General features: G+C 65.4%; 21 protein-coding genes, 1 tRNA gene and 2 riboswitches. Of the genes, 14 read left to right on the top strand and 8 right to left on the bottom strand.

What is annotated here, in order from left to right:
- The first annotated feature begins 29 nt into the window (after positions 1-29).
- A riboswitch (cyclic di-AMP (ydaO/yuaA leader) is annotated at positions 30-201 on the top strand.
- Positions 202-205: 4 nt separating this feature from the next.
- The 10 genes from FM101_RS04065 to FM101_RS04020 all read left to right on the top strand — a co-directional run bounded on the left by FM101_RS04065 (position 206) and on the right by FM101_RS04020 (position 12,337).
- Positions 206-1,210 carry a M23 family metallopeptidase gene (locus FM101_RS04065; protein WP_245806614.1) on the top strand — a complete coding sequence of 335 codons (1,005 nt, stop codon included), beginning with the start codon at positions 206-208 and terminating at the stop codon, positions 1,208-1,210.
- Between the two features lie 133 nt (positions 1,211-1,343).
- Positions 1,344-1,519: riboswitch (cyclic di-AMP (ydaO/yuaA leader) on the top strand.
- A gap of 6 nt (positions 1,520-1,525) precedes the next feature.
- The gene (locus tag FM101_RS04060; protein WP_086995858.1) at positions 1,526-2,533 is read left to right on the top strand and encodes a C40 family peptidase; all 1,008 of its coding nucleotides are present in this window, start codon (positions 1,526-1,528) and stop codon (positions 2,531-2,533) included.
- A 281-nt stretch (positions 2,534-2,814) separates the two neighbouring features.
- Positions 2,815-3,312, top strand: a complete 498-nt coding sequence (locus tag FM101_RS04055; RefSeq protein ID WP_086995855.1) for an HNH endonuclease — start codon at positions 2,815-2,817, stop codon at positions 3,310-3,312.
- Entirely contained in the window at positions 3,309-4,052 is a 744-nt protein-coding gene (locus tag FM101_RS04050) for an NTP transferase domain-containing protein (RefSeq protein ID WP_179204221.1), read from the top strand. The genes FM101_RS04055 and FM101_RS04050 overlap by 4 nt, the downstream gene beginning before the upstream one ends.
- A 22-nt stretch (positions 4,053-4,074) precedes the next feature.
- Entirely contained in the window at positions 4,075-4,350 is a 276-nt protein-coding gene (locus FM101_RS04045) for a DUF6457 domain-containing protein (protein ID WP_086995849.1), read from the top strand.
- A complete protein-coding gene (locus FM101_RS04040) occupies positions 4,350-5,597 on the top strand; it encodes a molybdopterin molybdotransferase MoeA (RefSeq protein WP_086995846.1) in 1,248 nt (415 codons plus the stop codon). Before FM101_RS04045 ends, FM101_RS04040 begins: the two co-directional genes overlap by 1 nt.
- 61 nt (positions 5,598-5,658) lie before the next feature.
- A complete protein-coding gene (gene fdhD / locus FM101_RS04035) occupies positions 5,659-6,549 on the top strand; it encodes a formate dehydrogenase accessory sulfurtransferase FdhD (protein WP_245806613.1) in 891 nt (296 codons plus the stop codon).
- A gap of 10 nt (positions 6,550-6,559) precedes the next feature.
- Complete coding sequence (locus tag FM101_RS04030) at positions 6,560-8,917, top strand: FdhF/YdeP family oxidoreductase (protein ID WP_179204220.1); 2,358 nt, start codon at positions 6,560-6,562, stop codon at positions 8,915-8,917.
- A 113-nt stretch (positions 8,918-9,030) separates the two neighbouring features.
- Positions 9,031-10,875: an ABC transporter ATP-binding protein gene (locus FM101_RS04025; RefSeq protein ID WP_245806612.1), complete on the top strand. Its 1,845-nt coding sequence runs from the start codon at positions 9,031-9,033 to the stop codon at positions 10,873-10,875.
- A 232-nt stretch (positions 10,876-11,107) separates the two neighbouring features.
- A complete protein-coding gene (locus tag FM101_RS04020; RefSeq protein ID WP_086995837.1) occupies positions 11,108-12,337 on the top strand; it encodes an ROK family transcriptional regulator in 1,230 nt (409 codons plus the stop codon).
- A 355-nt stretch (positions 12,338-12,692) separates the two neighbouring features.
- On the opposite strand, the gene FM101_RS04015 is transcribed toward FM101_RS04020, so the two are convergent.
- Together FM101_RS04015 and FM101_RS04010 are read right to left on the bottom strand one after the other, a co-directional pair.
- Positions 12,693-12,766: transfer RNA gene (locus tag FM101_RS04015), tRNA-Arg, on the bottom strand.
- A 93-nt stretch (positions 12,767-12,859) separates the two neighbouring features.
- Positions 12,860-13,579 carry a hypothetical protein gene (locus FM101_RS04010; protein WP_143269198.1) on the bottom strand — a complete coding sequence of 240 codons (720 nt, stop codon included), beginning with the start codon at positions 13,577-13,579 and terminating at the stop codon, positions 12,860-12,862.
- 65 nt (positions 13,580-13,644) lie between these two features.
- On the opposite strand from FM101_RS04010, the gene pcrA reads away from it, so the two are divergent.
- Positions 13,645-16,065, top strand: a complete 2,421-nt coding sequence (pcrA, locus tag FM101_RS04005) for a DNA helicase PcrA (RefSeq protein WP_086995831.1) — start codon at positions 13,645-13,647, stop codon at positions 16,063-16,065.
- 25 nt (positions 16,066-16,090) lie between these two features.
- Here the strand turns inward: pcrA and FM101_RS04000 are convergent, their stop codons facing one another.
- A complete protein-coding gene (locus FM101_RS04000; RefSeq protein WP_086995828.1) occupies positions 16,091-16,288 on the bottom strand; it encodes a hypothetical protein in 198 nt (65 codons plus the stop codon).
- 223 nt (positions 16,289-16,511) lie between these two features.
- Here FM101_RS04000 and sucC point away from each other — a divergent pair, with 223 nt between their 5' ends.
- Both sucC and sucD read left to right on the top strand, forming a co-directional pair.
- Positions 16,512-17,678 carry an ADP-forming succinate--CoA ligase subunit beta gene (gene sucC, locus FM101_RS03995; RefSeq protein ID WP_086995825.1) on the top strand — a complete coding sequence of 389 codons (1,167 nt, stop codon included), beginning with the start codon at positions 16,512-16,514 and terminating at the stop codon, positions 17,676-17,678.
- Positions 17,679-17,697: 19 nt separating this feature from the next.
- Positions 17,698-18,618 (top strand): succinate--CoA ligase subunit alpha, encoded by a 921-nt coding sequence (gene sucD, locus FM101_RS03990; protein WP_086995823.1) that lies wholly within the window; start codon positions 17,698-17,700, stop codon positions 18,616-18,618.
- Between the two features lie 134 nt (positions 18,619-18,752).
- Here sucD and FM101_RS03985 read toward each other — a convergent pair whose 3' ends face one another.
- Positions 18,753-19,409 (bottom strand): pyridoxine/pyridoxamine 5'-phosphate oxidase, encoded by a 657-nt coding sequence (locus FM101_RS03985; RefSeq protein WP_086995820.1) that lies wholly within the window; start codon positions 19,407-19,409, stop codon positions 18,753-18,755.
- A gap of 127 nt (positions 19,410-19,536) precedes the next feature.
- On the opposite strand from FM101_RS03985, the gene FM101_RS03980 reads away from it, so the two are divergent.
- On the top strand, positions 19,537-20,592 hold the full coding sequence (locus FM101_RS03980; protein ID WP_086995817.1) for a zinc-binding dehydrogenase: 1,056 nt from the start codon (positions 19,537-19,539) through the stop codon (positions 20,590-20,592).
- Here the strand turns inward: FM101_RS03980 and FM101_RS03975 are convergent.
- The 4 genes from FM101_RS03975 to FM101_RS03960 all read right to left on the bottom strand — a co-directional run bounded on the left by FM101_RS03975 (position 20,582) and on the right by FM101_RS03960 (position 24,738).
- Positions 20,582-20,983: a hypothetical protein gene (locus tag FM101_RS03975; protein ID WP_086995814.1), complete on the bottom strand. Its 402-nt coding sequence runs from the start codon at positions 20,981-20,983 to the stop codon at positions 20,582-20,584. The genes FM101_RS03980 and FM101_RS03975 overlap by 11 nt on opposite strands.
- Before the next feature lie 276 nt (positions 20,984-21,259).
- Entirely contained in the window at positions 21,260-21,811 is a 552-nt protein-coding gene (locus FM101_RS03970) for a hypothetical protein (RefSeq protein WP_086995812.1), read from the bottom strand.
- 99 nt (positions 21,812-21,910) lie between these two features.
- Positions 21,911-24,346 carry an alpha/beta hydrolase gene (locus FM101_RS03965; protein WP_086995808.1) on the bottom strand — a complete coding sequence of 812 codons (2,436 nt, stop codon included), beginning with the start codon at positions 24,344-24,346 and terminating at the stop codon, positions 21,911-21,913.
- A 2-nt stretch (positions 24,347-24,348) separates the two neighbouring features.
- A complete protein-coding gene (locus FM101_RS03960; protein ID WP_086995805.1) occupies positions 24,349-24,738 on the bottom strand; it encodes a DUF6507 family protein in 390 nt (129 codons plus the stop codon).
- Positions 24,739-24,766 lie beyond the last annotated feature (28 nt).

The following is a 24,766-nucleotide window of genomic DNA, read 5'->3' as shown; positions in this document are numbered from 1 at the left end:
GTTCCGATCGCTGAGCCCTGCCTGCGGAGCGGGTCCGTTCGCCCAAATGACAGGCAGGGGTGGAGAACCCAAACACCGACGGCCAGCCGCCTTGCTTCCTTGGCACGCGGCCGTCTTGGGGTGAAGTCGCAGCTTGGCCTGCGACCGGATCTGACCGGTCCGAACCCGACAGCTAACTCCGCAGGCGCCATGAGAGGTCTCTCGTTTGACAGAGCAAAAACGTTCCGGGCGCCGTGCCGCCCCGGCACCGCTAGTCGGAGCCGAAGCGCCGGACGCCGTTCACGGCACGTATGTGCCGCGGCGGTTCGCGTCCACCATGCGTTACGCCGCGACAGCGACGTCGGTTCGCGGGGATATCGCCCCAGCTGCCCCTGAGTCATCAGCTGCCCTTGCCGACGTTGTCCCGCTACTGACCGAGCCGGCGGGCACCCAACAGCCTTCCTCCGTAGCGGAGAATGCCGGGGAGTCGTTCGACTCCTCCGTGATCGGCCTACCCATTGGCGTGAGAGCCGTTGGTGCCGAGAGCCACGCGCCTTCCCGCCGTCGTCCCGTGCTGGCGTGGAGCCACCGGTTTGCCGCGGTGGCGGCGGTCTCCGGGTTGGCCCTGGCTGCCGCCTATCCAGCCCTAGATGGCGGTGACCAGCCGGCCGGACCTGAGGAGCGTGTCGCCCACCAGGCCAGTGCCAGCGTTGCCGACGTTGACGTACCTGCCTCCGATGATTTCGCGATCGTCCGCGCCTCGGTCTCCAGCAGCTTCAGCAAGGATGATCAACTCGATTACCTCATGTCCGCCTCCGGCGGCGATGCCAGTCGGATCAACACGCGGGGAGTTCTCGCTCAGCCGGTAGATCACGTTCGGATCACCTCGCCTTTCGGCGCACGGTCGAACCCGACCGGCGCGGGCGCCCAGGTCCATATCGGGCAGGACTACGGAGTGGGCTGCGGAACCCCGGTTAAGGCCTCGGCCTCGGGCACCGTGGTGCAGGCCGGCTGGGCCGGGCACTCGGGCAATCGCGTGCGGGTCGACCATGGCAACGGCCTGGAGACCACCTATAACCACAACAGCAGCCTCAAGGTCGCCGTCGGGCAGAAGGTCAAGCGCGGCCAGGTGGTATCCCTGAGCGGGACCACCGGCAACTCAACCGGCTGCCACGTGCATCTTGAAGTCATCGTTAATGGCACGCCGGTTGACCCTGCAGGGTGGCTTTAGCCCCGAAAAGTCGCGGGTCGTGACCGGGAAATAACCATTTCGTGACCTGAACGTGACTTTTAGAAGCACTTCATATAATGTAGTCGACGTGCCAGACCGCATAGGGGTCAGGCGCACTCGAGCAGATTGCCGAATACTGCCACTGCCCGAGGTCCGTTCGCAAAAATCGCTTGGCAGTAGCGGGGGAACCACATTTCGGGTCCATCAGGATCCTTGGGGTTAAGTGTCACGGTCCGGTTATCGGGCCAGGCACCGAGTGACTCCCACTCGAATCCGACAGCTCACCTCGCAGGCATTGGGAGAGGTAATCAATACATGACCACGCGTCACGCACTTGGCCGTCACCGCGCCACCCCCGTTCGTACCAACCCGTTGGAGTCGATCTCCAAGGCTGTATCCTCCAACGCAGGTTCCGTCGGCCGTCAGGCCGCCGTGATCGCCGCGGCATCAGGCCTCGTCCTGTCCATCGGCGTTCCCGCCCAGGCCACCCCGGCCACCCGCGAAGCAGATAAGGCGCCGGCCTCCGACGTCCTGCAGGCTGACCTCGCAGCCAAGACGACCTCCGTGCAGGCCCCCGCCACGGTCAAGGTCAAGCTCGCCAAGACCGAAGCCAAAAAGGCCGAAAAGAGCATGTCGGTCTCCGGCGTCAAGTCCGCCACCGACGGTGCCGACTTCCGTGCGGCCCAGAAGGCCGAGCAGGAAGCCGCTGACAAGGCCGCCGCCGAGCGTCGCGAAGCTGCTGAGCAGGCCGCCGCTGAACGCCAGGAGGCCGCTCAGGAAGCTGCCGCCGATCGTCGCGAGGCTGCCGCCAACCGTCAGGCCGCTCCGGCTCCGAGCTCGACGACGTCGAACTCATCGTCCTCGAACTCGACCTCGAGCAACACCTCTTCGAGCAACGACTCCGCGGGCAACACCTCCTCGACGTCTTCCACCGTGACGAAGAAGGCTCCGAAGACTGCCGTCAGCACCGGCAACTCCAGCATTGCCAGCATGGCCAAGCAGTACATCGGCTCCCCGTACGTCTTCGGTGGATCGACCCCGGGCGGCTGGGACTGCTCCGGCTTCGTGCAGTACATCTACGGCAAGGCCGGCGTCAGCCTGCCGCACAACGCTGCAGCTCAGCGTGCCTCGGGCAAGCTCGTGCGCACCTCCAGCCCGAAGCCGGGCGACCTGGTCTTCCAGAGCAACGACTCGCACGTCGGCATCTACATCGGTGGCGGCAAGATGGTCGGCGCCCAGAACCCGAGCGCCGGCACGGTCGTCCGCGACACCACGGGCCCCTACGCGGCTCCGTTGGTCGGCTACTACACGATCGCTGGCTAATAGACTTAGCATCTAGTAGAGCTCTCACCCGAAAGGGTGGGAGCTTTACTTTTTAAGCCGCAGAATGCTGGAGCGACGGACGCCGATCCAGGGCATGAACCGCAGGTGAGACCGGTGTGAATTCGACGGCGAGAAGCCGTGACACGCGGGCTGGCCCGGCTGGTTGCTCTACAGGGCGGGGGTGACGGGCTTAGGCTGGTGCCCGATGGACCTTGCACGAGAACCGCGGTCAACGGATGTGGCTCGCTGACCACGGGTGGACACCACGACGAGGAACGCAGATGCGAACCCTGGTATTGAATGCAGGATATGAACCACTGGCGGTGGTGACCTTCCGCCGGGCGCTACTCCTTGTGCTCACGGGCAAGGCCAGCGTCTTGGCCGAGGACAGCAATCCAGTGGTCACCCCACGCACGGTGGTGGGTAGACCGTCGGTGATCCTGCTCAACCGCTACGTGAAAGTCCCTTATCGCGAGGCGGCCAACGTCAGCCGTCGCGGAGTTTTGCGCCGGGACGGCCGCAGCTGCGGTTATTGCGGCAAGCCAGCCACCACCGTTGACCACATCATGCCCCGCTCCCGCGGCGGCACCAACACCTGGGAGAACCTCATCGCCTGCTGCCTGGACTGCAACAGCACCAAGGGTGACAAGACACTGCGCCAGCTGGGGTGGAGGCTCAGAATAAAACCCATGATGCCACGCGGACCCCAATGGTTCATCACCGAGCTGGAGCGCCCCGCCCCCGGCTGGTCGGACTTCCTGACGGGGACGGCAGCATGAAATTCGATGCCATTATCGTTGCCGGAGGACGGGGCAGTCGGCTCGGCGGACGCGATAAACCACTCTTGGCCCACGGCGGGTCCACCTTATTGGAGCACGCTCTCCGGGCCTCTTCGACCGCGAATCGCATCGCCGTGGTGGGCCCCACGGAACTGAACCCCGTGATCTCGGACTATGCTGCGGGTGCCTCGGCCGGGCAGATCCTCACCCTCACGCGGGAATACCCGGCGTTCGCCGGTCCGGCTGCCGCAGTTGCCGCAGGTTTGCGCAGCTTGGGGGATGGGACGGACGGAGATATCCCGGTACCAGTCGAGCGGGCGCCACTGACGCTGATTCTGGCCGCGGATCTGCTCGACCCTGGACCTGTCGTGGAGGGCATCGTGGCCCATGCTGGCGAACAGGCAGCGGCGGGATCGGTCCAGCCCACACCCGAAACCGAAGGAATCGAAGCCGAAGGCCTGGGCGACGCCGACTTCGGCAGGGCCTGGGTCCCCGTCGATACGGACGGGAGGCTACAGCCGCTGAGCTGTGTCGTGGAGACCGAGGCCCTGTTGCAGGCCGTCGAATCCGCGACGAGCCACGGACAGGGTCTGGCCAACTCCTCGATGATGCGCCTGCTTGCTAAGGTGCAGATAGTGAGGGTGTCCCTCGACGGCGTGAACTACACCGATGTGGACACCTGGGAAGATGCCGACCGGGCAGGAATCAGCCGCCCGCCGGATCATGACAGGGGGCGTTAGCCCGCTGCTACAGGAGGTACGGATGTCCGAGATACCCGAGCTGGACGACTGGGTGGCCGAATTGTTGAAGGGCCTCGAAATCCAGGACACCCCCGTGGACATCGATGCCATTCTCGGCATGGCCGGAGTCGCCGCGCATTCGATCATCCGTCCGGCGGCACCCGTGACCACCTATGTCGCTGGGTTTGCCGCCGGGCTGGCGGCTGGTGCTGGCATGGCGAATGACACCGTTGCCATGCAAGGGGCCACCAAGCGGGTCAACGAAATACTGGCGCGCCGCAGCGGCTCCGAGCAGTAGTGCCCGAAGCAGACTGGCAGGAGGCCCGACGCCTGGCCTATGCGGCCGGTAGTGCCCTAGCAGCCAGCAGGGGAGGCACCGACCTGGTGCCCTTGGACAGGGTGAACGGACGCGTCCTCGCCCAAGATATCCACTCCCTGCACACCATGCCCCACTACGCCTCCTCTGCCATGGACGGTTGGGTCGTGGCGGGGGAGGGGCCCTGGCAGGTGGAACGGGTTCCGCAGGCTTCCGCGAACGACGGCGGTCTGCCCCGACCTCACGCTGGCGCCGGCAGCACACCGCCGCCCCTCATATCCGGGTGGGCGCGCGCCATCGTGACCGGAGAGTCGGTTCCTCCCGGGGCCACGGCGGTGATTCGGCAGGAAGCCAGCGTGTTGGAGGCTGCCACCGGCAGACTGAGCGCCTTGCAGGCACCATCTCCGGGAGCGGATATTCGTCCAGCAGGTCGCGAGGCCGCCGAAGGTGAGTTGCTGTTGCGTGCCGGCACGCGGATGACGCCGGGCCGGATCGCCGTGGCCGCCGTCGGAGGTCATGACCGGCTGCCGGTCAGCCAGGCGGTACGGATCCGGCTGCTGCTCACCGGCGACGAGGTGGTCACCACGGGCATTCCGGCCCCCGGCCAGGTCAGGGACACTTTCGGGCCGGTGCTCCCGGCCTGCATTGAGGCCCTCGGCGGGGCCTTGGCGGATGTCCTGCGGATCGGGGATGACACCCACGCGACCCTCGACGCCCTCGACTCCGCCTCTGCCCGGGAAGCCGACGTGGTGCTCAGTACCGGCGGGACCGGAAGGTCGCCGGCGGATCATGTGCGTCCCGTGGCCGAAGAGCTCGGGGGGACCTCGATCGTTGGTTCGGTGGCCATGCGCCCGGGGCATCCGGCCCTGCTGCGCAGCCTCCCCGAAGGACGACTGCTGGTGGGTCTGCCAGGGAACCCGCTGGCGGCACTGATGGCCGTGGTGACCTTGCTGGAACCACTGCTGGAAGGGGCCAGCGGCCAACCGCCGTCGTCCCCTGTGGAAGTGCGGACCGGTGAGGCGGTTCGGGGGGCTGGGCATTCCCATCGGCTCCTCCCGGCACAGTGGAGCGACCCGGCCCATCGGCAGCAACTGGTGCCTTCGGAACACACGGGCTCAGCCATGATGCGTGGCTTGGCCCAAGCGGATGTCGTCATGGTCGTTCCGCCTGCGGGAGTCGAGGCGGGAGCGGCGGTCACCTGCCTTCCACTGCCATGGTACGGTCGGTAAAACACTCCGCCGTGGTACCTCTGTGGGCCGCGGTAGACGGCAGGGAGAAGGAGGCCAACGGGTGGGTAGATTGACCCGGCGGCGCCGCATTGTCCACTATTCCTCGGACACCGGTCCACGTGGCCGCGAAGAGACCATCGCGGCCGAGGAGCCCCTGGAAATCCGCTTGGGTGGACGCGTCTTCAGCATCACCATGCGCACCCCGGGAAACGACTTCGACCTCGTCGCTGGCTTCCTGGTGAGCGAAGGCGTCATCGGGGGACCGGATGAGTTGAGCAGCATGCGTTTTTGCGCCGGCGAGGACGAAGACGGCCGCCAAACCTTCAACGTCGTCGAAGCCGGTTTGGGCGAGGGCGCCATCATTCCTGACCCTTCCCTGGACCGCCATGTCTTCACCTCGTCCTCCTGCGGGATCTGTGGCACCGCATCCATCGACGCGGTCGCCAAGACCAGCCGGTTCATCGTGGAACCGGACAGCGGACGCATCGGCGTCGGGACCCTCCTCGGGCTGTCCACCACGCTGCGCTCGAGCCAGGAGCTCTTCGGCAAAACCGGAGGGGTCCACGCGGCAGGATTATTCGACACGGACGGCAACTTGCTGTGCTTGCGCGAAGACGTCGGGCGGCATAATGCAGTCGATAAGGTCGTCGGTTGGGCCCTACGTGAAGGCAGGCTGCCCCTGCGTGACACCGTCCTGCAAGTCTCGGGCAGGGCCTCCTTCGAACTCGTGCAAAAGGCCTACCTCGCGGGTATCCCCGTACTCTGCGCCGTCTCGGCACCTTCCTCCCTGGCCGTGGAACTGGCCGAACGGGCCGGCCTGACAGTGGCCGCGTTCGCCCGCGGCAGCAGCGTGAACCTTTATACCCACCCGGACCGGATCGATACCGATGACTCCGTGGACCAGCAGGCGCCGGCACACCCTGCCGTGGCAGCCCCGAACAACAGGAAGTAGGACGGTCGACGTGAAGCGCTCGGCTCCTGAACAGGACATCAATGAAGATGCGCTGGAAGTCGGCGCCCCGAAGACGACGGCGGCCGGGGTCAAAGCGGTGATGGTCGCCTTGGACCGCGGATACTCCCAAGCGGGCGTGAGCCGGACCCTGCGCTCCATGCTGCGGGTGAACCAGCGTGGGGGTGTCGACTGCCCCGGCTGTGCTTGGCCCGAGTCGATCACCGGTGCGCGCAAACCTGCGGAATTCTGCGAAAACGGGGCGAAGGCCCTCGCCGAGGAGAGCACCACACGGACAGCCGACGCCGCCTGGTGGGCCGAGCACTCCATCGAGGACCTGAGCGATAAAACCGAGTACTGGCTGGGAAACCAGGGCCGGATCACCGAACCGATGATGATCCGCGAAGGGGAGAGCCACTACCGTCCCGTCTCCTGGTCGCAGGCCTTCGCCACCGTGGGCGAGCACATCAACGCCACCACCGCCGACCGCTGCGTCTTCTACACCTCGGGACGCACCGCGAACGAGACGGCATTCATGTACCAACTCTTCGCGCGCAGCATCGGGACGAACAACCTGCCAGATTGTTCGAACATGTGCCACGAATCCTCCGGCACCGCGCTGAGCCCCACGATCGGTATCGGCAAGGGCACGGTATCCCTGGAGGATTTCGAACACTCCGAACTGATCTTTGTCATCGGGCAGAACCCGGGAACCAACCATCCACGGATGCTCTCCGCCCTGGCGGACGCCCGCAAACGCGGTGCCCAGGTCGTGGCCGTGAACCCGCTGCCCGAGGCCGGGCTGCTGAACTTCCGTGACCCGCAAACCGTCGACGGACTCCTCAAGGGCGGGACCCGGATCGCCGATGAATTCCTGCAGATCAAGGTCGGCGGGGACCTCGCCCTGTTCCAGGCGTTCGGCCACCTTTTACTCGAAGAAGAAGCCCGCAATCCTGGCTCCGTCGTGGACCGGGAATTCGTCGACGCCCAGACCAACGGCTTCCAAGCCTATGCCGCGGCCCGGGCCACCATTGATTGGGAGGCCACCGAGGAAGCCACGGGGCTCTCCCGTGAGGACATCTCCCTGGTCGCCTCAATGCTGGCCAAGTCCAAGGGAACCATTATCTGCTGGGCGCTGGGACTGACCCAGCAGCCGCATTCGGTGGACACCCTGAAAGAACTCATCAACGTTCTGCTGCTCCAAGGGAACTTCGGCAAGCCAGGAGCCGGCGCCTGCCCGGTTCGCGGGCACTCCAACGTTCAAGGGGACCGCACCATGGGGGTGTGGGAGAAGCCCCAGGAAGACTTCCTCGCCGCCCTGGACACCGAATTCGACATCTCCACCCCCCGAGAGCACGGCTACGATTCCACCGACACGGTTGAGGCCTTCGAGAACGACGACGTCGACGTCTTCGTGTCCATGGGCGGAAACTTCTCGCTGGCCTGCTCGGATACCGCGGCGCTCGAAGCCGGAATGCGCCGGGCCGGGCTCACCGTGCATATTTCCACCAAGCCCAACCGCTCGCATGTGGTCCATGGCAAGACGTCGCTGATCTTGCCGACCCTGGGGCGCACGGACCGCGATGATAAGCATCCCAGCGGCCCGCAGTTCCTTTCGGTGGAGGACTCCATGTCCGTGGTGCACACCACCCAGGGACGGCTCGCCCCGATGTCCAAGCACCTCTTGGCCGAACCGGTGATCGTGGCGCGTATGGCAACGGCGACGCTGGGGGAGGGCCATGCCGTGGATTGGCGGGCCATGGCCCAGGACTACGACGTCATCCGCGATCATATCGCCGCCGTCTGCCCGGGCTTTGAGGACTTCAACCGGCGGGTGCGTACCCGCAACGGGTTCGTCTTGCCGAACCCGCCACGCGATACCCGCACCTTCGCCACCGATATCGGCAAGGCCCGTTTCACCGTCAGCCCCCTGGAATATCTTTCGGCTCCGGAGGGTCACCTGATCCTGCAAACGCTGCGCAGCCACGACCAGTACAACACCACGTTCTACGGGCTGGATGATCGCTACCGGGGGATCTCCAATGGGCGTCGGGTCATCCTGGTCCACCCGGAGGACCTGACCGAGCTCGGATTTCAGGACCGGGATCTGGTCGATGTGATCTCCACGTTCGCCGGAACCCAGCGTCGGGCCAACCGCTTCCGTCTCATCTCCTACCCCACGGCCCGCGGCTGCGCGGCAGCCTATTTCCCGGAAGCGAACGCCCTGGTCCACCGGGGGCTGGTGGCCCGGGAATCGAACACCCCCGGCTATAAGGCCATGACCGTCGGTTTCGTTCCCCATACCGAGGAACCCAGCCGGACCTTCGATGAACGGGAGCGGCCCGACCGCCAGCCGGCACCGACCGCCTAGGCCGGCCTCACCGCGGGTAGCATGGGTTCGCGTCCCGGCAGTGTGCCGGGACGCGCCGATGGAAGGAACCCGCCGTGAGCATGGACTAGGCAGCCTGGAGCTCCCTGCATAAGATGTCTTCAGGGAAAAACGGGAGGCAATTCGCCCCCGGAACCGTGCGCCGGATTATCGACTTCGCCCGCGGCTACGGGCGGCGGCTGAGCCTCTTCGTTCTCCTGTCGGTCATTGCCGCGGTCCTGGCCGTGGCAACCCCCGTATTGGCCGGCAAGGTCATCGACGCCATCGTCGCCGAAGGCCCCCTGTCCACGGTCAGGAATCTGGCCCTGCTCATCGCAGCAGTGGCCATCGCCGAGGCAGGGGTCTCGCTGTGGAACCGCTGGCTCTCCTCCAGCCTCGGTGAACAAGTGATCTACGATCTGCGCACCACCGTCTACGAACACGTCCAGAAGATGCCCATCGCCTTCTTCACCAGGACCCGGACCGGGGCGCTGGTCAGCCGGCTGAATAACGACGTCATCGGCGCCCAACAAGCCTTTGCCGGGACGCTTTCCGGGGTGGTCAGCAACATTGTGGCGCTGATTCTCACCGCAGGGGTGATGGTCAGCTACTCCTGGCAACTGACCGTGCTGTCGGTGCTGATGCTCCCGATCTTCTTGATCCCCGCCCGCCGCATGGGCGCCACCGTCGCCCGGCTGCGCCGCGAGGCCGCCGAGTACAACGCCGATATGGGAACGCAAATGACCGAGCGTTTCTCGGCTCCCGGGGCAACCCTGGTCAAGCTGTTCGGCGACCCGGATGCCGAGGCCGAAGCCTTTGCCGCACGGACCGCCAGGGTCCGCGACGTCGGCGTCAAGATCGCGATGCGCCAATTCTTTTTCGTCACGTCCCTGACCCTGGTCGCAGCCCTGGCACTGGCCCTGGTATACGGATTGGGCGGGGCCTTCGCCCTGGCCGGGAAGCTACAGGCCGGGGACATTGTGACCCTGGCCCTGCTCCTGACGCGCCTGTACGCGCCGTTGACGGGGCTGGCCAATGCCCGCGTTGAGGTGATGAGCGCGCTGGTCTCCTTCGACCGGGTCTTCGAGATCCTGGACCTGAAACCCCTGCTGACCGAAAAGCCCGAGGCAACCGACGTTCCCGCCGGTCCGGTGTCCGTCCGCTTCCGTGACGTACGGTTCGGCTACCCGAGCGCCGATCAGGTCTCCCTGGCTTCCCTCGAGGACGTGACGGTGCTGGACAACCGGGGCGGCCAGGAGGTTCTGCAGGGGATCGACTTCGAGGTCCCCGCAGGCCAGACCTACGCCCTGGTTGGTTCCTCCGGTGCCGGCAAATCGACGATCGCCCAACTGCTCGCCCGGCTCTATGACGTCGATCAGGGTTCAGTGGAATTCTCTGGACTGGATGTTCGCGACGCCCGCTTCGCTTCACTGCGGGACACCGTGGGCATGGTGACGCAGGATGGGCACCTCTTCCACGACACGATCGCCGCGAATTTGCGCATGGCCAACCCCGAGGCATCAGATGACGCGCTCTGGGATGCCCTGCGGCGGGCCCGACTCAACGAACTGATCCGCTCACTACCTGACGGTCTGGACACGATGGTGGGCGAACGCGGCTACCGGCTCTCCGGCGGGGAACGCCAACGCCTCACCATCGCCCGCCTGCTGCTCGGTGCCCCGCGCGTCGTCCTCCTTGATGAAGCGACGGCTGCCCTGGATTCAACCAGCGAAGCAGCAGTACAGGCAGCGCTGGGCGAGGCACTGGCCGGACGGACCGCCGTCGTCATCGCCCACCGGCTCTCGACGATCCGTACCGCCGATGCCATTCTCGTGGTCGAGGACGGCAGGATCGTCGAACGAGGAAGCCACATCGAGCTGCTGGCCGCCGGCGGACGGTATGCCGAGCTCTACCGCACCCAATTCGCCCCGGCGGGCCCCGCAGCGGCCACCGACGGTTGAGGCACCGGAACCACCGCAACGCGCCCCGGGATGCAGATCGTTGAGAAGCCCTCCAGAGCCCCGTCGGGGCGGGGTTTGGTCCCGGGGACCATGGCGTTCGAGCATGTGTGCGGATCGTATATGTAGAATCAAGGACCATGTGCTCCTCTGGGGGCACGATAGTGGCGGCGTGACGTGGGGGGACACGCCACGATCATCAATCATCCGTGGTACGAAATGATCTGGAGATTACATGCAGCGCGGCACCAACCTTGGGCGCCTTGGCGACTTTAACCAAGCGGTTATCTTTGAATCGATCCGACGGGCCCTCGACGGAGTTAGTCGTGTCGAATTGGCGGAGTCCACCGGTTTGTCGCCACAAACGATCTCCAACGTCGTTCGCCGACTGCTCGATGATGGCCTGGTTCGCGAGGACCGCACCATCGTCTCCGGCCCGGGTAAACCCCGGACCGTCCTAGAACTTGAAGTCAACCGACAGCTGGCCGTCGGCATCCATCTGGATCCGGCCGGCATCACCCAGGTGATGCTCAACCTGCGGGGCGAAGTACTCCATTCGAAACGCCACTTCACCTCTTCAGTCGTGGACCCCGAGTCCACCGTCGCCCAGATGGCCGAGGCCGTCGAGGAATTGATCAAGGAATCCGGGCAGCCCCGCGAACGCGTGGTCGGCGTCGGCGTCGTCGTCCCAGGTCCCATGGATCTAGAAGGCGGGCATGTCACGGCGCCTCCGCTGCTGGATGGCTGGACCAAGGTCGAATTCGTCAAGCCCCTCGCGAGGAAGCTGGGACTGAACGTCATCCTGGAAAAGGACACGATCGCTGCCTCCATCGCCGAGGTCTGGAACGGCAAGAACCCCGAAGATGAAAAGAACTTCGTCTTCGTCTATGTCGGAGCAGGTATCGGCGTGGGCATGGTCATCAACGGGGAGATCGTCCGCGGGGTGAGCAATAACGCCGGGGAGATCGGCCACTTCTCGGTCGGCGAAGAGACCGGGCTGTGCTGCTGCGGCCGCAAGGACTGCCTGGCTGGTGCGACGTCCTTCGAGAACATTGCCCGCAAGGCCTCCGAGGCGGGGCTGGATCTGGGCATCCCCCAGGACGCGGATGTTGCCGGACGCGCAGTCGGCATGATGCGACTCGCCGAATTGGCGGACGAAGGCAACGAGGTGGCCATCGGACTGCTGCGCGACTTCGCAGGCCGGACCGCCGATATGGTCGCCCAGTTGGTCAACGCCCTCGACGTCGACAAGGTCATCTACGGCGGACCCTACTGGCCGCTGATCAGCGACCACGTCCTGTCCGGGGCCGCCGAGATCATCAATCAACGCTTCAACGCCAAGGACGTCCACTCGATCCGCGTCGTCGATTCCGAGTTGGGCCCGGAGGTCGCCGCCATCGGTGGCGGCTGCGCCATCCTCGACGCCAGCCTGTCGCCGAAGGCCAGCGTCCTGCTCCTGAACTGAGCCCTCGAAGGCAGGATATGACGCCACGGGCGCCATCGGTGAAAACCGATGGCGCCCGTTGTCATAACGGGTTGGTTTCGAAGGTTGACATTCTAAGTCCAGTGGAATTAGATATAAGTGTCAGTGCCGCAGCCACCAAGTTGCCCATCGACACGGCAATGCGAGTCTCAATGGCTTCCGTGCCTGGTGGGGGAACGGCAGGTTGGCGGCTACGGGGAACGGGACTGACATGGGTGCCGACCGGTACTGTTGATGTTTTTAAGGGAGCCATCAGCCATACGCCGGTCGGCACCAATATTTGTTTAACCGGTGCCCCTGTCCGACGGCCCCGGCTGCGCGCCGGTGAAGAAAAGGGTGTCCCTGACCGGAATCGAACCGGTGGCCTACCCTTTAGGAGAGGGTCGCTCTATCCGACTGAGCTACAGGGACCGAACGCCGTGGGACGAAGCCCCAGCGAACAGCAACTATCCTAGCGGCAGAATCCGGTCACACCGAAAACGGTGCAGCTCCGGCCCGGGAGGGTCAGGACAACCCCGCCTCGCCCCACTTGCGACGGAAGGTGCGCACGAAGGAGGCGATGACCACCGCCAGGCCGGTAGCAACCGTGGCGAAGAGCAGGATCCAGCTGGTGACAGTCAGCGCCGAAGCCAGTCCCGTCCGATCCAGATCGGTGGTTCCGGCGATCAACCCGTCGATCATCGGGTTGGTCCACAGTGAGACGATGGCGAACAGCAGCGGGATCGCCCACAACCCCCAGCGCAGCCCCCGCCGGGGCACATGCAGGGCAATGGCCAGCATCGCCACCAAGGCGGTGAAGAGCGGGAACAACGTTCCTGCGGTCTTATGCACGTAGGACAGTTGGCCCTTGGCATCCCCATCCATGGAGGCCTGCAGCTTCTGGATGTACTCGGCGTCGAAACCACCCAGCAATTGATCCGGCATCGCCAGCCCACCCGAAAGGTCTTGCATCTGGTTCAACACCAGCAGGTGGTAATACCAGAAGAGTAAAACGACGGCGCCCAGCCCCGCCCACAAGATGAGGTTGCCGTTGCCCTGGGCCTGTTCAGGGGTTCTGCCGGTGGTGGTGTTCGCCAGTGCGCTGCCCGGTCGGGGGGGCTGGGTGCCGGGCTGCAGACGAGACGGGCCGCCCACACCGTTTCCTGCCGCCTGGTCCGGCCGCCTCGCGGACTGGTTCTTGTGGCTACGGGACTTCTTGCGACGCTGTGCGGGCTTCTTGGACATGGCGCCATTATGCCGCTGCGGGGGGCGCGGCAGGAAAACGGCGGCAACCGTAGACTGGGGGGACCATGGATTTTCTCTTCGACGACTTTTCCGAGGCGCGGTCGCGCCTGAGTGCAAACGACGCCGGTGCCCCCGCGCTACCACAGGCTGCCGAACTCCTCGAGGGGCTTAACCCGGAGCAGGAACGCGCGGTGAAACATGCGGGCAGCCCGCTCCTGATCGTGGCCGGCGCCGGCTCCGGTAAGACCCGGGTGCTTTCCCACCGGATCGCCTACCTGCTGGCCACCGGCAGGGCCCGCCCGCATGAGATCTTGGCGATCACGTTCACCAATAAGGCCGCCGCCGAAATGCGTGAACGCATCGGGGCGCTGGTAGGGGAGCCGGCACAGAAGATGTGGATTTCCACGTTCCACTCCTCCTGCGTGAAGATCCTGCGCCGTGAGGCCACCTCGGTGGGACTGAAATCCAACTTCTCCATCTACGATGCTGCCGACTCCTTGCGGCTGATCACCCTGGTCGCCAAGGGGCTGGACCTGGACCCGAAGAAGTTCGCCCCCAAGGCGATGCAGCACCGGATCTCGGCCTTGAAGAACGAGTTGATCGATGACGAGGAAAATGCCTCGACCACGAATATGAACGACCCCTTCGCCGCTGCCGTGTCGGAAGTCTACCGCGGGTACACGCAGCGGCTGCGCCAGGCCAACGCCATGGACTTCGACGACCTGATCGGCCAGGTCGTGAACATTTTCCGTGCCTTCCCCGGTATCGCCGACAACTACCGGCGGCGGTTCCGCCACGTGCTGGTCGACGAATACCAGGACACCAACCACGCCCAGTACTCCCTGGTGCGTGAACTGACCGGCCCCGACGGGCAGAGCCCCGGAGGGGAACTGACGGTTGTCGGGGACTCCGACCAGTCCATCTACGCCTTCCGTGGCGCCGATATCCGCAATATCGTCGAATTCGGCAAGGACTACCCGGATGCCGACACGATCAAACTCGAACAGAACTACAGATCCACCCAAACCATCCTCAACGCAGCCAACGCGGTGATCTCCCTGAATGAGGACCGCCCCGAAAAGAGGCTCTGGACCGCCGAGGGGGAAGGCCCGCAGATCGTGGGCTATGTGGGGGAATCCGAACAGGACGAAGCCCGGTGGATCGCCCAGGAAATCTTGCGGCTCAACGACGAGGAGGGCATCCGTCCCGGAGACGTCGCCGTCTTCTACCGCACCAACGCCCAATCACGGTCGCTGGAGGAACAGCTGATGCGGGTGGACCTGAAATACAAGGTCGTTGGCGGCACCCGGTTCTATGACCGCAAGGAGATCAAGGACGCCCTGGCCTACCTGCGGGTCCTGGCCAACCAGGAAGATGACGTCAACGTCCGACGGGTCCTGAATGTGCCCAAACGCGGTATTGGCGACCGGGCCGAATATGCGGTGGCGGCACTGGGCCAGAAGGAGCGGATCTCCTTCATGGAAGCCCTGCGCCGGGCCGATGAGGCCCCCGGGCTGGCGACCCGCAGCACCAAGGCCGTCGCAGGATTCGTGAAGATCATCGACGATCTGGCAGTGGTGGCCGAAGGGTCGGGGGCGGCAGCCGCCGTGGAGGCCGTGCTCGAACAGACCGGCTACCTGGAGATGCTGCGCAAATCCGAGGACCCGCAGGACGAATCCAGGGTGGAAAACCTGGCCGAACTGGTCGCCGTGGTCAGGGATTACGAACGGGAGAACCCCGAGGGCACGCTCGGGGGCTTCCTGGAGCAGGTCTCGTTGGTGGCCGACGCCGACTCGATCCCCGATGCCCCGGACGACGACGAGGGCGCACAAATGGCCGAACGCGAGGGCATGGTCACCCTGATGACGTTGCACACCGCCAAGGGCCTTGAATTCCCTACGGTCTTCCTCACCGGTATGGAACACGGCATCTTCCCGCACCAACGTTCCATGGCCGATCCGAAGGAACTCGCCGAGGAGCGCCGGCTGGCCTACGTCGGACTGACCCGGGCACGACGCCGGCTCTATGTCACCCGGGCCGAGTACCGCAGCCTGTGGGGCCAGTCCCAGTACAACCCCGCCAGCCAGTTCCTGGAGGAGATCCCCGCCCATCTGCTCGACTGGAAACGTGAGGGGGCGATCCGCTCGGCCCCCGGCGCCTTCGGCAGCCGCGACTTCGCCACGAGCCGGTACGACGGCGGATCGTATTGGGGCTCCGGCAGCGGTGGAGGCGGAGGCCGTCGTTCGGGTGATGCCGAAGCCGGCTCGCTGCATACGGCCCCCACCGCCCGGGCCGCAGGACGGGTGCAACCCCAGAAGGAAGTCATCCAACTCTCGGTGGGGGACAAGGTCTCCCACAGCACGTTCGGCGAAGGCGTTGTCCTGGCCCTGGAGGGGGCGGGGGACAAGACGGTGGCGAAGGTGAAGTTCACCGCCGAGGAGAAGCGTCTGCTGCTGCGTTATGCACCCTTGAGCAAACTCGGCTGATTCGTGCAGGAGCAGCCCACCGGTTTCAGCTGCGGTGGACTCTCAGGAAGCCCTGTGGTCCGGATTCATGCTCGCGGGGTGCCCGCTGCAGGTCTTCGTCCACGATGAATCCCGCGGCCTCCAGCCGGGCCACCAGATCTGCGGGGTCGTGTAGCTGGGCGTAGTCATCGGCGACCAGATCGTAGGCGGCGCGGGTGGACGAAGGGGCGGTGGAAGAGGGCATACTAGCCAAAATACCGCAGGCCGGAATACCAGTCCGCAACGTGAAAACCCCGGAAACTCAACGATCTTTGTCTACGGGGTGTAGAACTGTGCTCTTTCTCACGAAAGCGATACCCTAGGCAAGGCATCATCCGGCTAGGGGCTAAAGTTCCCTGTGGAGCCATCGGGCCAGCACGTGCCGACGCTCCGAGTCAGAAACGACTTCGACGTAGAAGGACACACCCGTGGACCTGTATGAATACCAGGCGCGCGATCTGTTCGAGCAGCACGGTGTCCCCGTGCTTGCCGGCATCGTGGCGTACACCCCTGAAGAAGCCAAGGCTGCCGCTGAGAAAATCGGTGGCGTCGTAGTGGTCAAAGCCCAGGTCAAGGTAGGAGGCCGCGGCAAGGCCGGCGGCGTCAAGGTCGCCAAGACCGCCGACGAGGCGTTCGAATACGCTTCAGCCATCCTTGGGATGGACATCAAGGGCCACACCGTCGACAAGGTCATGATCGCCCAGGGCGCCGACATCGCCGAGGAGTTCTACTTCTCCGTGCTGCTGGACCGGGCCAACCGCAACTACCTGGCCATGTGCTCCGTCGAAGGCGGCGTGGAGATCGAGGTCCTGGCCGTGGAGCGTCCCGACGCCCTGGCCCGGGTTGCCGTTGACCCCTCGGTGGGCATCGATGCCGCCAAGGCCGACGAGATCGTCGCCGAAGCAGGCTTCGCCCCCGAGCTGCGCGCCAACGTTGCCGCAGCGATCCTGAAGCTCTGGGACGTCTTCGTCAAGGAAGATGCCACCCTGGTGGAGGTCAACCCGTTGGTCCGCACCGGAGCCGGCGAGATCATTGCCCTCGATGGCAAGGTCACCCTGGACGACAACGCCTCCGAGGTCCGCCACCCGGAGCACGAAGAGCTCGAGGACAAGGGGGCAGCAGACCCGCTCGAAGCCAAGGCCAAGGCCGCAGGCCTGAACTACGTCAAGCTCGATGGCCAGGTCGGCATCATCGGCAACGGCGCAGGACTGGTCATGTCCACGCTGGACGTCGTCGCCTACGCCGGCGAGAAGCACGCCAACGTCAAGCCCGCCAACTTCCTGGACATCGGCGGTGGCGCCTCGGCCGAGGTCATGGCCGCCGGCCTGGACGTCATCCTCAACGACGAACAGGTCAAGTCCGTGTTCGTCAACGTCTTCGGCGGCATCACCGCGTGTGACGCAGTCGCCAACGGCATCGTCAAGGCGCTGGAAATGCTGGGCGATAAGGCCGCCAAGCCGCTCGTCGTCCGCTTGGATGGCAACAACGTCGAAGAGGGACGCAAGATCCTGGCTGAAGCCAACAACCCGCTCGTGACGCTGGCCACCACCATGGACGAAGGCGCCGATAAGGCCGCCGAACTGGCGAACGCCTAAGGATCAGGGGAAAGAAAACATGTCTATCTTCATCAACAAGGATTCCAAGGTCATCGTCCAGGGCATCACCGGCGGCGAAGGCTCCAAGCACACCGCCCGCATGCTCGCCGCTGGCACCCAGGTCGTTGGCGGCGTGAATGCCCGCAAGGCCGGCACCACCGTCACGCACGGCGAGGTCAGCCTGCCGGTCTATGGCGCCGTCGCCGAAGCCATCGAGGCCACCGGCGCCGACGTTTCGATCGTCTTCGTTCCGCCGAAGTTCACCAAGGACGCCGTCGTGGAGGCCATCGAGGCAGGCATCGGCCTGGTCGTGGTCATCACCGAGGGCGTCCCGGTCCAGGACGCCGCCGAGTTCTGGGCACTGGCCCAGTCCAAGGTCGACGCCAACGGCAACCAGGTCACCCGCATCATCGGCCCGAACTGCCCCGGCATCATCACCCCGGGCGAGGCGCTGGTGGGCATCACCCCGGCGAACATCACCGGCAAGGGCGGTGTGGGCCTGGTTTCCAAGTCCGGCACCCTGACCTACCAGATGATGTACGAACTGCGCGATCTGGGCTTCTCCAGCGCCATCGGCATCGGCGGTGACCCGGTCATCGGCACCACCCACATTGATGCCCTGGCAGCCTTCGAGGCCGACCCGGAGACCAAGGCGATCGTCATGATCGGCGAAATCGGCGGCGACGCCGAGGAACGTGCCGCCGAATACATCAAGGCGAACGTCACCAAACCGGTCGTCGGCTACGTGGCAGGCTTCACCGCGCCTGAGGGCAAGACCATGGGCCACGCAGGCGCCATCGTCTCCGGCTCCTCGGGTACCGCACAGGCCAAGAAGGAAGCACTCGAGGCCGCAGGAGTCCAGGTTGGCAAGACCCCGTCGGAGACGGCGGCCCTGCTGCGCAAGATCTACCCGGAGCATGCCGAGGCCTCCAACCTCTAGGCACTCCACAGGCCCCCAAAGGGCCATGCACGACGACGGCGGTCGCCGGCTTCTTCGCAGAAGTCGGCGGCCGCCGTTCGCATGTCGGCTGACGGCCCGGCTGTCGTGACCGCTCCTGGCCGCAAGCCCACGGATCAGGGCTGGAGGCGGTGGCGTTCCCAGCCGGATCCCGAACGTACATACTGCAACCGCAGGTGGTTGCGATCCGGTTGTCCCTGCCAAAATTCCACGCTCGCCGGAACCAACTGCCAGACCCTCCACACCTCCGGAACCGTTTCGGGCTCCTCCTCCAGCTGCTGCCGGGCCACGGAGAGGGCCCGGGTGAAACCCCCGGGGTCGGTGAGCTGACTGCTCTGCTGGGCGCTCAACGCCACCGTGCGCGCCGCCAGCCCCCGGGCGAGGAAGTCCCGCCGTGCCGCCGGGGCCGGTACCTGGGTCACGGTGCCCCGCACTCGGATACTGCGGATCTGTTCCTTCCAATGGAACGTCAACGCAGCGGCGGGACGGGCACCGAGCTGGACACCCTTGCAGCTCTGCTCCGACCCAGCGAAGGTCCAGGCGCCGTCCTCGGTCACCCCCTTGAGGATCAACACCCGGGCATCGGGGAGCCCCTCGGCATCGACGGTGGACAGGGTCATCGCGTGGGGCTCGGCGACCCCGGCGGCGATGGCTGCTGCGAACCAGTCGACAAAAAGGTCCCGCGGGTGTTCGGGGGCGTTGTCCGGGGTGAACGGGGCAGGGGTTCCGACCAATGATCCGACCGAGGCCAGTAGTTCGGGCAGAGTTCTCATGGTCGAACCCTGTCAGGCGGGGAGCCCGGACCACAAGCAGGTGACGGGCGCCGAGGCAGCGGACGGCCCCGGATAGTTCTAGGCTGGAGAGATACCGTCACCATCGAGTAACCCAGGAGTCCTCAGCATGCGCGCCACCATGATTCATGCAGCCCACGACATCCGCGTGGAGGACCGGCCCGATCCGATCCTCCGGCATCCGACCGATGCCATCGTCACAGTGGCTGCCGCCTGCGTCTGTGGTTCGGACCTGTGGCCCTACCGTGGATTCCGCGAGACCACCGAACCACATCCGATCGGCCACGAGTTCGTGGGCACCGTGACCGAGGTGGGATCCGCCGTCGCCACGCTAAGCGTCGGTGACTTCGTCATCGCCCCGTGGGCCAATAGCTGTGGACAATGCAGCGATTGCCGCAACGGCGTCCAGGTGGCCTGTGCCCACCGGGCGATCTGGGGAGGCCAGGATGAACAGGGCCTCGAGGTCGACGGCGGCCAAGGGGAGGCCGTCAGGGTGCCCAACGCGGACGGGACGCTCGTCGTCGTTCCCGGCGTCGCCGAACCGGATGAAGCCCTACTCAAATCGCTGCTGTCGCTCTCCGACGTCATGGGCACCGGCCACCATGCCGCGCTGGGAGCCCAGGTGGGGCCGGGCCGCAGCGTGGTGGTCGTCGGTGACGGTGCCGTCGGGCTCAGCGGAGTCCTGGCAGCCAGCAGGCTCGGCGCCACCCGCATCATCGCCATGTCCCGCCATGCCGACCGCGCAGAGGTCGCCCGAGCCTTCGGGGCCACCGACATCGTGGCCGAACGGGGCAAGGAGGCAGCCGCAAAGGTCTCCGAACTACTTGGCGGCGTTCTGGCCGATTCGGTCCTGGAATGCGTCGGAACCGCCGAATCAATGGACCAGGCGTTGCGCTGCACCCGCGCTGGCGGCGCGCTGGGGTTCGTGGGCGTTCCGGCAGGAGGCGCCGAACTGCCCATCGGTGTGCTGTTTTCCAAGAACATCACCGTGGCCGGCGGTGCCGCCTCCACCCGGAACTACATTCCCGAACTGCTCAAGGACGTCATGGCCGGCACCATCAACCCCGGATTGGTCTTCGATACGGTCATGCCGCTGGAGGAAGCGGCCGAAGCATACGGAGCCATGGATGAACGCCGGTCGATCAAGGTCATGCTCACCCCCTAACGCGGCCTCCTGTCCTACCCTGATCGCCCGGCGCGCGGTCTCCGGTCTGGTGCCAGGTGGTCGACGGTGCCGGATGCAGCGGGAAGAAGGAGCGGCCCGCACGGGCGTGGCCGCCGGGGACCAGCAGCATGTTGAACTGTGCGTTGAACTGCACGCCGGCTCGACCGGAAGCCGAACCACCCGTGGTGCGAAGCGTCCGCGTCGGCCCGAGGGCGTGGCGGAGGCTCTGGAAATCATCGGTCATCAGGATGTATCCGCGATCGAAGGTATCGATACGGACCGTCCCGTGCCCCAGGACGACGGCGGCGTCGACCCAGTCACCGCTGAAGCGGGGGACTCCACGGTGGATTGCGGGGGCATTGGGGGAGTGGAGGTGCTGCAAGGCCGGCATGGTCTGCCTTTCGGATCGTCCTTGCCCCTGGCGGCTACCGGGGGCCGCTTCGTCATCCGAACCACCCGCAGAACAATCCGTTCTCGGCATTCCTGCCGGTCCCAGTGGGGTTGGTGCATGGCCAGTCGGAGCTGTCCGTCTGCCGTTCCCCGGGGGAGCGGCCGACGGGGCCATATCTCGTGAAGCTGATATCAGCCTAGTCGGGGGACCCGACACTTTGAAGGCAGGCTTCGCTGCCGTTCACCCGCGGCAACATGAAGCAATAAGAATGAGGAGTCAGTCGAGGTCCTGGAGCATCGTTGGATGCGAGGAGCATTCGCTGCCGAATCTGATGCGCGTGCGCAGGTCGTTGGCGCGGTAGGAAACGAACTGGCCGGAGGCGAGCTCGGCATCGATCGCGGACGCCTCGCGTGTGGATTTGCCCGGGATGTAGCTGGTGACTCTCATCCCGCGGGCTTCCACTACGGATTTCATCTGGGCGATCGCTGCCGGTCCGTCATCAGTGGGGCTCGAGATCACCATCATCAGCAATTGCCGTGGGCCGTCGTCGGCTGCGCAGGACTTGGGTGAGAAGGAGGCGCGGTCGTCGGGGGAGAAGGGGCCGCCATCAAGGTAGGTCCATTCCCCGCCGGCTTCGTCGGTGATCTGGGCGATCTCGGTGTAGAAGTCCTCGCGGATGGATGAGGCATCCCGCTGGCCGGAGGCGGCGGTTGATCCTGCGGTGGGGTCCATGGGTTCTCCCAGGGTCGTGGAACAGGCGGTCAGAGCAAGCAGGCACGTCAGACCCAGCGCTGCGGCCACCTGGGTGGAGGTGCTGGAAAACGTCACGGATACTGCTCCTTCGTGGCTGGTGGACGGAATTGTTGTCGGGACTCCGCGGGGGTGGCTCCCTGATGACCTGCCATGAGGAAGCCACGCTGAAAGAGCCTAGCGTGTGGGTGGGTCGCGGTGGGTGAGTGAATACTCGCGCAGCTCCTCTTCGACGGTGCCTTGGACCGATGTTGCGGCATCGCCGACGGCTCGTTGTGCCGAATCGATCGCCTCGTTGCCGCCGCGTTGAAGACCATCGAGGGGAGCATTGCGCGCCCCCTTGAACAGCTCCGAGAAGGCGTTCCCTCCATCCTGGACGGTATCCACCGAGGAGCGGGCCAGACCTTGGCCATCATCGATGATTCCGTTGAAGGTGGTGGAAGCTCCCTTTTCGACGTTCTTTGCCACGTCGGTGTCGCCCAGACCGAAGGGCAGGTGTTCCCGGGCGGTGCGGGTCGCCCCGCTCAGGAGCGACTGCCCGCGGTCGGTCACGGAGTCCAGACCTGATTGGGCGTGGTCGATCCCCGAATTCGCGGTGCCGACCGCTTGGTCCTGGGCCGCATCGAGGCGGGACTTGCCTACGTCGATGAGGACATTGGTGCCCCGCTGGCTGTTGTCGATGAACTTTCCGGGTGCCTCCAGACGGTCCTGCAGCTGCCGTTCCTGCTCTTCGATGATGGTGTCGGTGATGGCCTGGTCCTTGATGTCCAGATTCCGGGTTTCTCCGCTGGTCACCAGCGCGTAGTGATGCAAACTGGTGGTGTCATGGTCCAGATAACCGTGTCCCGTTTCGGTTTCCACCAGCCCCTCGAGGCGACCCTTGGCCAGATCAATCAAATACAGCGGGTCCAAGGGGTTGGTCGGTGCCTGTCCGTCATAGTTGCCGTGACCGCCATGCCCCGTGGTGTTCTTGAGCAGATTGCCGAACTCATCGACGCTTTCCTCCGCGTCGAGAACCTGGGCGCCGAAGACGTCGTCGGTGGGGGAGATACGCGGGACGTCGCCGAACTGGGAAGAGAAAATACCGCCGGGGGCCACCAGATCCCCGACCGCCTGCGAGGCATAGACGGCGGGGCGTCCGTTATCAGCATCCTTGACGTGTAGATCCTCGGCGCTGTCCGCCACGTTCGGGTCCAGCCCTGCCGAACCGTAGAAGTAGACCGAATCGACGTCGAACTCCGTTTGGGTCAGGGCGTAGCCGGCCATCGTGGTGCCATAGGAGTGGGCGCCGACGTTGACCCGGGGAAGGCTGCCCCCGTCCTGGGCCCGGGTCAGATGCAGGCCGTCGAGCTGTGTGGCGAGTTCCCGGCCGCCGACTTGGGCCTTGTCGGTGTAGTTCACCTCGGTGGATCCGGGGAACCCGCCCGGGGAGTCGTAGCCGATCCAGGCGACGACGGCGTGCGATCCAACCGTGTATTCCCCCTGTTCGTCCCAGAGGGCCTGAGCGTTGTTGGTTTCCCCCACCATGCCCTGGGTCTTGCTGGTGATGCCCGAGGCGTTGAGGGTCACCGACGACGCTTCGTCGATCTCGCCGATGGAGACTCCGGCCAGTGGCTTGTTCGTCGAGGGATCGAAACTGATCAGATGCCGGTCGACGTCCTCGGTGGACGGGGACTTGAGCGATGACGCAATCGCCTCGTAGGCCTGGTCCTGCTCTGCGGTGGTCGGGAAACGCCCCGAGCGCATGATGTGCAGGACCTCTTCGTTCGCCGTGGCACGTTGGGCATAGCGCACGCCCTCGGTGTTCCCGACAATGATCGGCAGGGAAGCGGCCATGGCCGCTTGCTGGGCCGGACTCAGGCCGTTCCAGAACTCCACCTGTTCCCGGGCCGGCATCGATTTCCGGGGCCCATACACCGCCGCTTCGGGATAATCCTCGGCGAAGGCCTTGATGTGTTGTGGCGTCATCTTGGCCAGGTAGGCGTAGTAGGCGCGGATTTGGGCGACGCTGGAGTTCTGCCTGGAGGCATCGCGGCGCAACCGTTCGGCGTCGTTGCTCACCAGGTCCAGGATGCCGGGGGCGTAGTGCGAGGTCACATCGGTCGTCACCCGGCCGACGGCCTTCAGATCCGAGACGCACTTTTCCCGCGCCGTGGTGTAATCGGTGGCCAGTCCTTTGGCACGGGTCACGAGGGCAGCGTGTACGCGGTGGCCGAGCAGTTCCCCGCCCATCGTGGGGCCGGCGGGGGAACCGGAGGACGAGCTGGAGCCAGCGTAGAGTGCCTTGGCATCGGAGATGTCGCCGACCAGTGTGTTGTGCTTGGTTTTCAGATCGCCGGCCGTGGAGGCAAAGTCCTGCAGGGCCTTCTTCACCGACGTGCCGCTGTCCACGAGGTCCTCGGCGGAGTTCTTCGGCTTGTTCATGGCCGTCAGGACCTGCTGCTGGGCGGGGGCCTCGTAGATCCCCGAGAGCCCCTTCCACGCCGAGTCCATATCGGCGATGTGCCCCGTGAACGTGTTGATCCTGGTCTTGATGGTCGCGGCCTCGGCCGTCAGGGTGGCTTCGTCGGGCAGGTTTTTCGTCGCGCTGACATCGATGGGCGTCCAGTACATGCTCAGACCGTCCGTTCGCGGGTGCCGAAGTTGAACATGTTCGCCGGAACCTTGGTGTCAGCGGGCGGGCCCTGAACCGGAATGGAGGCTGCCCGGGCCTGGGCTCGATCGCGCATATCCTCGTCGGCGTCCTGGAAGGCCCTGACGGATTCCCCGGTTCCCTGGACGGCGTTGTTCCCGCGCGTCATGATGTCAGTCATGTCGTTGACGAGGGTGTCCCGGCGCAGGGCCGACAACGCCGAGACGATGTCAGCACACTCGCCGGGCAGGGAGGCCTCGACGGCTTCCAACGCGGTGGCCACGTCGTCCTTGGCGCCTTCGGTCTCGGAGAGCGACGAATCGGTCGTATCAAGGACCTTCCGCACGGCGGGGACATCGATCTTCCACGTCATGCCGTCTCCTCTCCATCGTCCTTCTGGT

This window comes from Arthrobacter rhombi, from assembly GCF_900163545.1.
Lineage (GTDB): Bacteria > Actinomycetota > Actinomycetes > Actinomycetales > Micrococcaceae > Arthrobacter_H > Arthrobacter_H rhombi_A.
The sequence above is the reverse complement of the archived record's forward strand: the minus strand, read 5'-3'. Positions and strand labels throughout refer to the sequence as shown.